We start from the raw sequence: 11,712 nt of genomic DNA, 5'->3' as shown, positions 1-11,712 counted from the left end.
GTTGCCTAGGCAACGCCGATCATGGACGCCCTCGCGTCTACTTGCGGTCCCACATCCCTTGGAATCGATCATCTAGGAAAGTCGACGCCGAGCAGACCCAACGCGTGAATTTGAACCTCCACGCCGGGCGAGGAAACTCCGCCGCCCCACAAGCAGATCCACGACTGGCCCGCGACAGGGCTGAAGGAACTGGCGGCGGTAACGCGCGACGGTGCGATCCTTAGATCATCCGGCGAGGCTAACGAAGGGACGCGGATGGCTGTCGAGTACCGGTTGACGCTGGCGGGCGACATCCCACTCGAGCAGGTGGCGCAGCTTGCTGCTCCCGGAGCGGTCGAAACGTCCACGGCGTCCGGCGGCAGGATGCTCAGCGGCGACCTGAACGACGAGCACGGGTACGTCGTGGACATCACCGGCGGCCGGCGCGGTTACTGCAGCGCCGAGGACGACGGTGGTGCTCTGTGGGAGTGGGAGCCCGAGCCCTACGTCGATGTCAGCTTCTACATGCGCAAGGACACCCTGGTCGACAGGGGTAAGCCCCAGATGCTGGCGACGGTGGCCAGGATCCTCGCCGGCACGGCCGAGGATGCGGCCCTGACTCTCAACGGCGACGTGCTGATGCTGACGCGCGTCGCGGGCAGCCTTCGAAAGCACAACACCGACGGCTGGAACGACGAAGACTACGACAGGATTCTCCACCCCTGAAGGGCGTACGCCTACCTGCCTTACTCTCCCTGCGTGGAACTATCCCTGGACTCTGCGTTCGCGATCTTCGACGCCCAGGACTCCGGGTGCCTCTCCTACGGCGTCGAGGCGTCCGGGCGCCGCTGGTTCGTCAAGACAGCCACCACCGCACCCAGTCGCCGTTCTTTGCTGCGAGCCGCCCAGTTCCACGCCGCGGTCCAGCACCCGGCGATCGTATGCCCCGAGCAGGTCCTCGATGGGCCGACGCTGGTGTACCCATGGCATGACGGCAGCGTGCTTAACCACGCCACCGTCCACGGTTCGGACCGCAGCGCACTGCACCGGTTTCAGCAACTACCCCTGCCCGACGTTGAAACAGCCATCAACACCATCCTCGACGCACACCTGGCCGTAACCGCCGCTGGATATGTGGCGGTCGACCTCTACGACGGCTGCTTCCTCTACGACTTCCACGCCCGCCGACTCCGCCTGATCGACCTCGACGAGTACCGGCCCGGGCCGTTCACTCTCGGCACCGACCGCCTCCCCGGATCCCGCCGCTACATGGCTCCCGAAGAATTCGTCCGCGGCGCCGTCATCGACCGGCGCACCACCGTCTACACCCTCGGCCGCGCCATCCACCACCTCCTCGACTCCCCAACCGGCTGGCGCGGCTCACGGCACCAGATGCAAGTAGCCGTTAACGCCACCGCCACGACACCTGCCGACCGATACCCCGACGTGGCAGCACTCACCGCCGCCTGGCGCACAACCCTGCCGAACCCGTAGCTCGGAGCGCACATCATGATCTTCGTTGGCGTGCGCGGTGTGTGCTCCCCAGCGGATGCCAACCCGGGCAAACCGGTGCCAACGCGGGTCACCGCGGCCGACCGCCGGTCGCAAGCCAGGGTTCGTGTGCTCGGCGTGTGGTCCTGGGCTGGGCGAACAGCGGTCCGGGGAACGTGGGCCACTCCCTGCCACCCCAGGTGAACCCCCAGGTCGCTAGACTGTGCCCTCGCGCCCCCGTAGCTCAGGGGATAGAGCATCGGTTTCCTAAACCGTGTGTCGCAGGTTCGAATCCTGCCGGGGGCACCTCGACGACCACCAGCGGTAGGCCGCGTTCACGACCAGCGCGGCCAGCAGCCCCACCGAACCGGCGGCCAGCAGCGTGCCCAGCACGGGCAGCCAGGAGCCCTCCCCGTGGTCGTCGCCGTGCGAAGCGAACAGTGCCGCGAAGTGTCGAGGTGCCCTGCGGGCCGTGCCGGAGGGCACCTCGTCATCCGCAGGGGTCAGAGGAACTTGTACATCTCGGCGGAGGCGGCCTCGGTGTCGGCGGCCGGCGGAGCCGCCACGGTGACCTTCTCGCCGAAGCCGCTCATCTTCATGTCGGTGACGAGGTCACCGAGACTCTTCGTGGCGATCGTGTAGGACAGGGCGGTGAGTCGGCCGTCGGCGTCGACGGTCGCCTTGAAGGGAATCGCCTGGGGCTCCTTCGCCAACTTGGCGGTCGACTCGAGGCCCTCGCGCATGCCGCCGTCGGTGCTGGCGGTCTCGGCGGCCTTGTTGAGGTCGGCGGTGCCGGTGTACTGGCCGGGACTGACCTCCTGGGCGACCACGACGCCGCCGATGAGGCCGGTCTGTGCCTTCAGGTCGAACGACTGGCGCAGCGAGCTGGTCGGCCGGAGCTTGTTCAGATCGATCTTCATCCAGGGCTTCTCGCCGTCGAGCGAGTTTGACTTGATGTAGGCGACGTCGCCGATCAGCCGGGCCTCGATGGGCTCCGGGGCGGTGCCGGTGACGTGGATCGCCTTGGCTGCAGGGTCGACCTTGCCCTTGAGGCTGACCGACTGGCCGCCGGCCTTGACCGAGGCGTCCATGGTGACCGTGCCGGCGAGGCTGCGCTCCATGGCCTGCCGGACGGCGGCGGTCGGTTCGAGCTTGGGCGTGGTGGGAGCTGAGGACGGTCCGGACCCTCCGGCGTCACCGGAGGTGGTGTCGCAGCCGGCCACGAGGGCGGCAGCGAGGGCAATCGAGAGGACAGGGATCAGTCGACGCATAGACGTGACCCTAACCAAGAAGGTCCACTCTGGGGGGCCCGGCCAACACGGACGGTCAGTCCGCCGGCAGTTGTTCGGCGTGGGTGAGCACCCGGTCGACGATGCCGTACTCCCGGGCCTGCTCGGCGGTGAACCAACGGTCCCGGTCCCAGTCGCGCTGGATCTCGTCGAGGGTGCGTCCACTGTGCTGGGCGATCAACTCCTGCATGGTGCGCTTGACGTGCAGCATGTTCTCCGCCTGGATGGTGATGTCCGAGGCGGTGCCGCCCATCCCGCCGGACGGCTGGTGCATCATGACCCGTGAGTGCGGCAGCGCGTACCGCTTGCCGGCCGCGCCGGCGCAGAGCAGAAACTGTCCCATCGAGCCGGCGAGGCCGAGCGCCAGCGTGGCGACGTCGTTGCGGACGTACCGCATCGTGTCGTAGACCGCCATTCCCGCGGTCACCGAGCCGCCCGGCGAGTTGATGTAGAGGTAGATGTCGCGGTCGGCGTCCTCGGCCGCGAGCAGCAGGATCTGCGCGCAGATCTGGTTGGCCGACTCGTCGGTCACCTCGGTGCCGAGGAAGATGATCCGCTCCCGTAGCAGCCGCTCGAACACCTGGTCACCGAAGGTCGGCTGACCGCCGTCCAGCATTCGCACGTCGTACCCGATCATGTGTCGCCGCCTTCCGCGATGCCGGCGGGCGGCGGAACCGCCTGGGGAACCGGCTCCTCCAGCGTGCGCGCGGCGGCGGTCGCGCCCCAGGCTTTCTGCCGCCGGCAGATCGGCCCAGGGCAGAATCCCAGCCGGCCTACACGCGGGTCAGCCGCCGTCGGCCCGTCCGGGCCCGGCGGCAGGCCAGCATCTTGGAGGTACGCGGACCGGGGCGCCCGGTCGATGCGGAGGCGATGAGTCGAACTCGCAACCCCGCCCCTCCGACAGTCGACCCGACGGGCGAGGCTGGACCGCCCACGTGCAGGATCGGCCCGCCCAGCCGCAGCACCGGCCCGGCCGGCCGCCGTGCGGGGGCCGGAGCGGCGGCCACGGGTGGCGTCGCCCCACCGGGCTGAAAGCCGATTCGGAATGCGGGGCCGGTCCCGTTACTCGGCGCGGGCACCTGTTCCAGCCGGGCCAGAGCGGCCCGGGGCGCAGCGGGGATGCGACGCTCGACTCGGCGCAGGTCGTCGCGGGCCGCCTCGAGCAGGTCGGAGAGTTGGATGCCGAGCGCTCGGCAGATCGCCGCCAGGACCTCCGACGAGGCCTCCTTCCGCCCGCGTTCGACCTCCGAGAGGTAGGGCACGGAGACCCCGGCCACCTCGGCCACCTCGCGCAGTGTGCGGCCCTGGCCTTGGCGTAGCCGGCGCAGCACCCCGCCGATCACTCGTCGTAGCAACGACATGCGGACCTCACTCTCGCGGTCGTCGGGGACCCCTCCCATCATCATGCCGGTTACCGACGGTCGGGGCCGACCCGTACCGCCGCGTCGACCGGTCGTCGTAGCCCGGGCGTGCGAAGCGCCGCGTACCCGCTATGTTGTGGACGTGCAGGCGACGGCGGCGGGGCAGGTTCGACGGTGATCCATTTTCCCGCGCAGCGCCGGGGCCCGCTGAGCGCGCTGAGCCTGCGGCTCGCGGCCGCCCTTGGCCTGGTCTTCGCCGTGGTGGCGGCGGTCTACCTGGACCGGGACGGCTACCGCGACGTCAATGAGGACGGCCTCACCCTGCTCGATTGTTTCTACTACGCGGTGGTCTCGCTCTCCACCACCGGCTACGGGGACATCACCCCCGCCGCGCCGTCGGCCCGGCTGGTCAACGTCCTGTTCGTCACCCCGGCCCGGGTGCTCTTCCTGATCATCCTGGTCGGCACCACCCTGGAAGTCCTGACCGAGCAGTACCGGACCGGCCGTCGCCTGTCGCGGTGGAGGAGAACCGTGAAGGACCACGTCATCATCTGTGGCTACGGCACCAAGGGTCGCAGCGCGGTCAACGCCCTGATGGAGAACGGCCTGGACCGGTCGAGGATCGTGGTGGTGGAGCGCAGCAGCGCCGCACTGCGGCAGGCCACCTCGGCGGGGCTGGTGGCGATCGAGGGCTCGGCGACCCGTTCCTCGGTGTTGAACGAGGCGCACGTCCGGCACGCGAAGGCAGTGATCATCGCGACCGACAGCGACGACGCGTCGGTGCTGGTGGCGTTGACTGTTCGGCAACTCACCGCCGGTCAGGTCCGGATCATCGCGGCCGCCCGCGAGGCGGAGAACGCCCCGCTGCTCAAGCAGAGCGGCGCGCACCACGTGATCGTCTCCTCGGCGACCGCCGGCCGCCTGCTCGGTCTCTCGACCTCGGCGCCGCCGCTGATCGACGTCGTGGAAGATCTGCTGACTCCGGGGCAGGGCATGGCGCTGGCGATGCGCTCGGCGGCGCGGGACGAGGTGGGCCGCTCCCCGCGTGAGCTGGACTCGCTGGTGATCGCCCTCGTCCGGCGGGGCAAGGTGGTCTCCCTCGCCGACCGGGCCGGCGCGGTGATCGAGACCGGCGACATGCTTGTGCACGTCCGCGACGACCGCCCGCAGTCCGCGGCCACGGTCTGACACCGGGCGTCAGCAGGCGTCCGGTTCGCCGACGCTCAAGGCTTCGGTGCAGGTGATCGGTGTCGTGGTGACCGCCCGCCGCAGCAACGAGTAGAGCGTCTCCCGCTCGGCCGGCTCCAGCGCGCCCAACACCTCGTCCTCGACACCCGCGAGGGCGCACTCTGCCTCTTTGAGGCGTTTCATCCCATCTTCGGTCAGCTCGACGACGTGTCGCCGGCGGTCCTGGGGTGAGCGTCGCCGCTCGACGAGATCCTTCGCTTCGAGGTCGTTGAGCAGCCCGACGATGTTGGTGCTGTCCATCTCCAGGGTGCCCGCGAGCGCCTGCTGGCTGATGCCGCCACCCGCTCGCAGCACCGTGAGCGCGACCAGGTGCCGAGGGCGTAGGCCCAGTGGCGCGAGCACCGATTCCGCTCGCAGCCGCATCCGCCGCGCCAGGTGGTCCAGCAGGGCGCCCGAGCGGTGCTCCGAGGGCTCCAGCGGCAGGGCGGACATGTGACCCAGTCTACCGACGCCACGGAACATCTGCCTGCTATAAATAGTTGATGCAACACAGACGATCCTTGGAGGAGGAATCATGAACCTGCTGCATATCGATTCGAGCATCCGGGGCGACTGGTCGGTCAGCCGGCAGCTCACCGCCCGGGCCGCCGCAGCCTGGCGCGCGGCGCACCCCGACGGCACGGTGACCTACCGCGACCTGGGCGCCGAGCCGCTGCCGCACCTGGACTCCGACGGCGGGCTGGCGCGAATGACGCCGCCGGACCAGCACACCCCCGCCCAGCGCGCCTCCTGGGAACTCAGCGAGCGCCTCGTAGACGAGGTGAAGCAGGCCGACGTGGTCCTGCTCGGGCTGCCGCTCTACAACTTCGGAGCCCCCAGCAGCGTCAAGTCGTGGGTCGACCACCTGATCGTCGCCGGCCTCACCTACGACCCGACGACCCAGGAGGGCCTGCTCAGCGGTCGCGAGTTCGTGGTGGTGGCCACCCGGGGCGGCGGCTACGGCGAGGGCACCCCGCGGCACGGCTGGGACCATGCGGAGCAGTGGCTGCCGCACGGCCTGTCGATGACCGGCCTGGAGCCGCGCTTCATCACGGCGGAACTGACCCTGGCGCCCACCGTGCCGGCGATGGCCGAGCTGATCCCCCTGCACGAGGCCAGCCTCGCGTCGGCCGAGAAGGAGATCGACAACCTGTGGACGCCGGCCTCGGCCCAGCGCTGAGACGGCACCCGACACAACGAGAGCGGCCGCCCCGGATCGGGACGGCCGCTCTCGTTTCAGGTCCGACGGGTCAGAGGATCGTCCAGGTGTCGCCACTGCCCAGCAGGCCCGCGAGCTGCTGCTCGGGCGTCTCGATGACCTTCGCCTTCGCCGCCGCCAACTGCTCCTGCACCACGCTGTCGTAGGACGGCCGGTCCACCGAGCGGAACACACCGATCGGCGTGTTGCGCAGGTCCAGACCGGGCAGCCGGGACAGCGCGAACGCGTACGCCGGGTCGGTCACCGTCGCGTCGTGCACGACGATCTCCTCGGGGCGTACGGAGTTGGTCTCCCGGACCTCCAGCCCGAACGCGCCCGGCGGGTGCACCACGCAGAACCGACCGTCCGCCCCGAAGGTGATCGGCTGGCCGTGCTCCAGGCGGATCAGGTAGTCGTCGCGGGTCGACGGGTCCTTGAGCTGCTCGAACGCCCCGTCGTTGAAGATGTTGCAGTTCTGGTAGATCTCCACGAACGCCGAGCCCTGGTGCTCGGCGGCGGCCCGCAGCACCGACTGGAGGTGCTTGCGGTCGGAGTCGATCGTGCGGCCGACGAAGCTCGCCTCCGCACCCAGAGCGAGCGAGAGCGGGTTGAACGGCGCGTCCGCCGAGCCGGCCGGCGTCGACTTGGTGATCTTGCCGACCTCGGACGTGGGCGAGTACTGCCCCTTGGTCAACCCGTAGATCCGGTTGTTGAACAGCAGGATCTTGAGGTTGACGTTGCGCCGCAGCGCGTGGATCAGGTGGTTGCCGCCGATGGACAGCGCGTCACCGTCGCCGGTCACCACCCAGACCGACAGGTCCGGACGGGACACCGACAGACCGGTCGCGATCGCCGGCGCACGGCCGTGGATCGAGTGCATGCCGTACGTGTTCATGTAGTACGGGAAGCGCGACGAACAGCCGATCCCGGAGACGAACACGGTCCGCTCGCGGGGGATGTTCAGCTCCGGCATGAACTGCTGGATGGCCGCCAGGATGGCGTAGTCACCGCAGCCGGGGCACCAACGCACCTCCTGGTCGGACTTGAAGTCCTTGGCGGTGAGCTTGAGGGCGACGGGCTCAGACATTCTTCAGGACCTCTTCCAGCGTCGTCTCCAGCTCGGCGGACGTGAACGGCAGACCGCGGACCTGGTTGTAGCTGATCGCGTCGACCAGGTAGCGGGCCCGGATGACGTGGGCGAGCTGGCCCAGGTTCATTTCCGGGATGACCACCCTGTCGTAGGAGCGCAGCACCTCGCCGAGGTTCGCCGGCATCGGAGCCAGGTGCCGCAGGTGCGCCTGGGCGATGGACAGGCCGCGCTGGCGGACGCCCCGGCAGGCCGCCCCGATCGGCCCGTACGTCGAACCCCAGCCGAGCACCAGCACGCGGGCGTCGCCGTCCGGGTCCTCCACCTCGATGTCCGGTACCGGGATCGTCTCGATACGGGCGGCCCTGGTGCGGACCATGAAGTCGTGGTTCGCCGGGTCGTACGAGATGTCGCCGGTCTTGTCGGCCTTCTCCAGCCCGCCGATCCGGTGCTCCAGGCCCGGCGTGCCGGGGATGGCCCACGGGCGGGCCAGGGTCTCCGGATCGCGCAGGTACGGCAGGAAGGTGGTGCCGTCCGCACCGTTGGGCGCGGTGGCGAAGTCGACGCGCAGGTCGGGCAACGACTCGACGTCGGGCAGCAGCCACGGCTCGGAGCCGTTCGCCACGTAGTTGTCCGACAGCAGGATCACCGGCGTGCGGTACGTCAGCGCGATCCGGGCCGCCTCCAACGCCGCGAAGAAACAGTCCGACGGCGACTTCGGCGCGATCACCGCGACGGGCGCCTCGCCGTGCCGGCCGTACAGCGCCATGTTCAGGTCGGCCTGCTCGGTCTTGGTCGGCATGCCGGTCGAGGGGCCGGCCCGCTGAACGTCCACGATCACCAACGGCAGCTCCAGCGCCACCGCGAGGGAGATCGTCTCGCTCTTGAGCGCCACACCCGGGCCGCTCGTGGTGGTCACTCCGAGCGCGCCGCCGTAGGAGGCGCCCAGCGCCGCGCCGACCGCGGCGATCTCGTCCTCGGCCTGCATCGTCAGCACGCCGAAGCGCTTGTGCTTGCTCAGCTCGTGCAGGACGTCCGACGCCGGCGTGATCGGGTACGCGCCGAGGAAGACCGGCAGGCCCGAGCGGACCCCGGCGGCGACCAGCCCCAGCGACAGCGCCGCGTTGCCGGTGATGTTGCGGTAGGTGCCGGGAAGCATCTTCGCCGGCTTGACCTCGTAGCGGACGGAGAAGTCCTCGGTGGTCTCGCCGAAGTTCCAACCCGCCTTGAAGGCGGCGACGTTCGCGGCGACCAGCTCCGGTCGCTTCGCGAACTTGCTCTCCAGGAAGCGCAGGGTCGACTCGTACGGCCGGGAGTACATCCACGAGAGCAGGCCGAGCGCGAACATGTTCTTGGACCGTTCGGCGTCCTTCTTGGACACCTGGTGTTCGGCCAGCGCGCCGACCGTCATCGACGTAAGCGCCACCGGGTGGACGACGTAGCCGGCCAGCGAGTCGTCGTCGAGTGGGCTGCTCTGGTAGCCGACCTTGGCCAGGTTTCGCTTGGTGAACTCGTCGGTGTTGACGATGATGTCCGCGCCGCGCGGCAGGTCGGCCAGGTTGGCCTTGAGGGCCGCCGGGTTCATCGCCACCAGCACGTTGGGCGCGTCGCCCGGGGTGAGGATGTCGTAGTCGGCGAAGTGCACCTGGAAGCTCGAGACGCCCGGCAGCGTGCCGGCGGGGGCCCGGATCTCGGCGGGGAAGTTCGGCAGCGTGGAGATGTCATTGCCGAGCTGCGCCGTCTCCGAGGTGAACCGGTCGCCGGTCAACTGCATGCCGTCGCCGGAGTCGCCGGCGAACCGGATGACCACCCGGTCGAGTTGACGGATCTGCTTGGTCACTGTGCCACCTTCGTTCGCGACTGCGGGCTCGCAAGCGCTGTCGTTCCCCACCCAGAGCCTACGTCGAAGGGACCCCCGGGCCGGCCCGGAGGTCCGCCGACTGAGACCGGATCAACGTGAGAATTGCCGTGGAATGCGGGGTTTCGCCCCGCCCGCCGTAATCCAGATCACCGTCCGCCGGCCCGGGACGACCCCGGCCGGCGGCGGCCAGGGTCGTCGATCGATCAGTCGGTGGGCGGGGCCGGGGGCTCGCTCACCGGTCCGCCGAACCGGCGCCGCAGCGAGGTGGTGGCCAGCGCGAGGGCCAGCACCACCAGCAGCGCGGAGACCGCGACCAGGATGACCGCGGTGCGCCGGACCGAGGTCATGCTGTCGTCGGTGTTGGCGCCCGCCGGCAGTACGCCCTGGGAGCCGGTCGGCGCGGGTGGCGAGACGACCGGCGTGGCCAGCGCCGCCGCCGCGGTGATCCGGAAGCTCATCTGCAACCGCCGGGTCGCGCCGTTGCGCGGGTCGAGTTGACCGACCACGGCCCCGGACAGCGGCGCCTCCCGCTGGGCCTGCGGAGTCGCCTCCACCGGTAGCCGCAGCTCACGGGTCTCGCCGGCGGACAGCAAACCCGCGTCGCACCGGGTCCGGGACGCGTCGAGCGCCACGCAACCCGCCGGTGGGGCGGGCGCGCTGACCCCGGACGGCAGGACCACCTCCACCAGACCGGTGGCGTCCACCGTGCCGGTGTTGCCCAGCCGCACCGCGAGGGTGCTCTGCGCGCCACTGATGTCGAACGCGACCTCGCCGGCGGCCAGCGAGATCCCGGGTACCGGCGGACCGGGCGGGAACAGGACCGCGAAGCCCTGGTCGTCGGCCACCTCGCCGGGTGTTCCCGGCACGTCCGCGACGACCCGCACCGAGCCGCTGAGTGGCATCCGCTCCCAGGCGTCGCCCGCGACCCGCAGCCGGATCAGGCTGCTGAACCGGGTGCCCGCCTCGGTCGTCCACGCCCCGCAGCGGTACGCGCCGCCCCCCTCTTCGACGCACCCGTTCGTGCCGGCGTCACTCAGCCCGGCCGGCAGGGTGTACGACAGCCGGACCCGCTGCGTGGCCGTGCCGGTGTTGGCCACGGTGACGCGCAGCGTGGTGGTCGTGCTGGGCGCGTTCCAGTACGCCTCCGAGAGGGAGACGTCCTCGGTGGTCACCTGTACGCCGAGAGGGCTCGGCGGCGGCGCCTGCGTGCCGCCCGGCGCGGGCGGGTTGACCGGCGGGACCGGGGGTGCGGGCGGCCCGGCCGTCGGCGGACGGGTGGCGCCGCCCGGGGCGGGAGCGCTGGTGACCGGCGGCGGAGGAACGGTGGTCGGCGGGGGCGCCGGCGGTGTGGTCTCCGGTGGTGCTGCGGTGGTCGGTGGGGCCGGGTCGGTCGGCGCGGGATCGCCGCCCGGATCTTCGGTCGGAATGGGTTCCTGCGGCGGAGTGGTCTCCGGGTCCGGGTCGGGATCGGGCGCCGACTCCGTCACGGCGGTGACCGGGTGGGCGCGCGGCGCCGCCGCGCTGGCGAGGGCCGGTGCGACCGCCAGCGCCGCGAGCAGCCCGAGCGCGAGCGACGTTGCCAGTAGGGGGGTGGGATGCCGCCCTGCGGCCCGGCGATCGGGCGAAACCTTCACGCGGGCCATCTGTCCTCCGGTTGCAGGGGTGGGAGTCCAATATTCTTAATAGTTGCCCCGGTGCACTAGTCCCACCTGGAAACAAATTCGTAACGTGTTGGGGACGGTCCCTCCGGGGCGGGCGGTAGGCTCCGGGCGTGACCGGTTACCTGGGCTCGTACGCGACGCTCGGGCTCTTGCTGCTCGTCAGTGTCCTGTTCTTTGTGACGGCGTTCTCGGCCAACCGGGTGTTACGTCCCGCCCGCCCGGCCGACCCGTTCGGCAAGCGGGCCAGCTACGAGTGTGGGCTCGACCCCGTCGGCGGGGACTGGGCGCAGATGCAGATCCGCTACTACGTCTACGCGTACCTCTACGTGCTGTTCGCGGTCGAGGCGGTCTTCCTCTTCCCGTGGGCGGTGGTCTTCGACCGACCCGGCTTCGGCCTGGTCACGGTGGTGGAGATGGCGCTCTTCGTGGCGGTGCTCGCCCTCGGCATCCTCTACGCCTGGCGCAAAAACATCCTCCGCTGGACCTAACTCGAAAATCGAACCGTGCGTAGACACGCGGCAGCATCCCGCGTCGCGAAGCGGCGTGGGATGGGTTGTG

Annotated in this window: 12 protein-coding genes and 1 tRNA gene; 6 read left to right on the top strand and 7 right to left on the bottom strand. The window is 70.3% G+C overall.

Going from position 1 to position 11,712, the window contains the following annotated elements; all coding sequences use genetic code 11:
- The first annotated feature begins 255 nt into the window (after positions 1-255).
- From ACLQ25_RS31880 to ACLQ25_RS31870, 3 genes are all read left to right on the top strand, one after another.
- Positions 256-705: a SitI3 family protein gene (locus tag ACLQ25_RS31880; protein ID WP_425734440.1), complete on the top strand. Its 450-nt coding sequence runs from the start codon at positions 256-258 to the stop codon at positions 703-705.
- A 33-nt stretch (positions 706-738) separates the two neighbouring features.
- On the top strand, positions 739-1,473 hold the full coding sequence (locus ACLQ25_RS31875) for a serine/threonine protein kinase (RefSeq protein ID WP_425734439.1): 735 nt from the start codon (positions 739-741) through the stop codon (positions 1,471-1,473).
- Positions 1,474-1,703: 230 nt separating this feature from the next.
- Positions 1,704-1,776: transfer RNA gene (locus tag ACLQ25_RS31870), tRNA-Arg, on the top strand.
- A 197-nt stretch (positions 1,777-1,973) separates the two neighbouring features.
- Here the strand turns inward: ACLQ25_RS31870 and ACLQ25_RS31865 are convergent.
- The 3 genes from ACLQ25_RS31865 to ACLQ25_RS31855 form a co-directional block, all read right to left on the bottom strand.
- Positions 1,974-2,741, bottom strand: coding sequence for a hypothetical protein (locus tag ACLQ25_RS31865; protein WP_425734438.1), 768 nt, complete (start codon positions 2,739-2,741; stop codon positions 1,974-1,976).
- A gap of 55 nt (positions 2,742-2,796) precedes the next feature.
- Positions 2,797-3,396, bottom strand: coding sequence for an ATP-dependent Clp protease proteolytic subunit (locus ACLQ25_RS31860; RefSeq protein ID WP_425734437.1), 600 nt, complete (start codon positions 3,394-3,396; stop codon positions 2,797-2,799).
- A 136-nt stretch (positions 3,397-3,532) separates the two neighbouring features.
- Positions 3,533-4,120, bottom strand: a complete 588-nt coding sequence (locus tag ACLQ25_RS31855) for a helix-turn-helix domain-containing protein (protein ID WP_425734436.1) — start codon at positions 4,118-4,120, stop codon at positions 3,533-3,535.
- A 174-nt stretch (positions 4,121-4,294) separates the two neighbouring features.
- Here ACLQ25_RS31855 and ACLQ25_RS31850 point away from each other — a divergent pair, with 174 nt between their 5' ends.
- Positions 4,295-5,308 (top strand): potassium channel family protein, encoded by a 1,014-nt coding sequence (locus ACLQ25_RS31850; protein ID WP_425734435.1) that lies wholly within the window; start codon positions 4,295-4,297, stop codon positions 5,306-5,308.
- Positions 5,309-5,317: 9 nt separating this feature from the next.
- Here ACLQ25_RS31850 and ACLQ25_RS31845 read toward each other — a convergent pair whose 3' ends face one another.
- Positions 5,318-5,800: a MarR family winged helix-turn-helix transcriptional regulator gene (locus tag ACLQ25_RS31845; protein WP_425734434.1), complete on the bottom strand. Its 483-nt coding sequence runs from the start codon at positions 5,798-5,800 to the stop codon at positions 5,318-5,320.
- An 82-nt stretch (positions 5,801-5,882) separates the two neighbouring features.
- On the opposite strand from ACLQ25_RS31845, the gene ACLQ25_RS31840 reads away from it, so the two are divergent.
- Positions 5,883-6,527, top strand: coding sequence for an FMN-dependent NADH-azoreductase (locus ACLQ25_RS31840; protein ID WP_425734433.1), 645 nt, complete (start codon positions 5,883-5,885; stop codon positions 6,525-6,527).
- Between the two features lie 70 nt (positions 6,528-6,597).
- On the opposite strand, the gene ACLQ25_RS31835 is transcribed toward ACLQ25_RS31840, so the two are convergent.
- The 3 genes from ACLQ25_RS31835 to ACLQ25_RS31825 form a co-directional block, all read right to left on the bottom strand.
- Positions 6,598-7,632 carry a 2-oxoacid:ferredoxin oxidoreductase subunit beta gene (locus ACLQ25_RS31835; RefSeq protein WP_425734432.1) on the bottom strand — a complete coding sequence of 345 codons (1,035 nt, stop codon included), beginning with the start codon at positions 7,630-7,632 and terminating at the stop codon, positions 6,598-6,600.
- Positions 7,625-9,472: a 2-oxoacid:acceptor oxidoreductase subunit alpha gene (locus tag ACLQ25_RS31830; protein WP_425734431.1), complete on the bottom strand. Its 1,848-nt coding sequence runs from the start codon at positions 9,470-9,472 to the stop codon at positions 7,625-7,627. Before ACLQ25_RS31830 ends, ACLQ25_RS31835 begins: the two co-directional genes overlap by 8 nt.
- Before the next feature lie 224 nt (positions 9,473-9,696).
- Positions 9,697-11,136, bottom strand: a complete 1,440-nt coding sequence (locus tag ACLQ25_RS31825) for a hypothetical protein (protein WP_425734430.1) — start codon at positions 11,134-11,136, stop codon at positions 9,697-9,699.
- Positions 11,137-11,264: 128 nt separating this feature from the next.
- Here ACLQ25_RS31825 and ndhC point away from each other — a divergent pair, with 128 nt between their 5' ends.
- A complete protein-coding gene (ndhC, locus tag ACLQ25_RS31820) occupies positions 11,265-11,642 on the top strand; it encodes an NADH-quinone oxidoreductase subunit A (RefSeq protein WP_425734429.1) in 378 nt (125 codons plus the stop codon).
- The last annotated feature ends 70 nt before the right edge of the window (positions 11,643-11,712 follow it).

This window comes from Micromonospora sp. DT44 (genome assembly GCF_049841635.1).
In the GTDB taxonomy this organism is placed as follows: Bacteria; Actinomycetota; Actinomycetes; order Mycobacteriales; family Micromonosporaceae; genus Micromonospora.
This window is presented reverse-complemented; position numbering and strand designations above follow the sequence as displayed.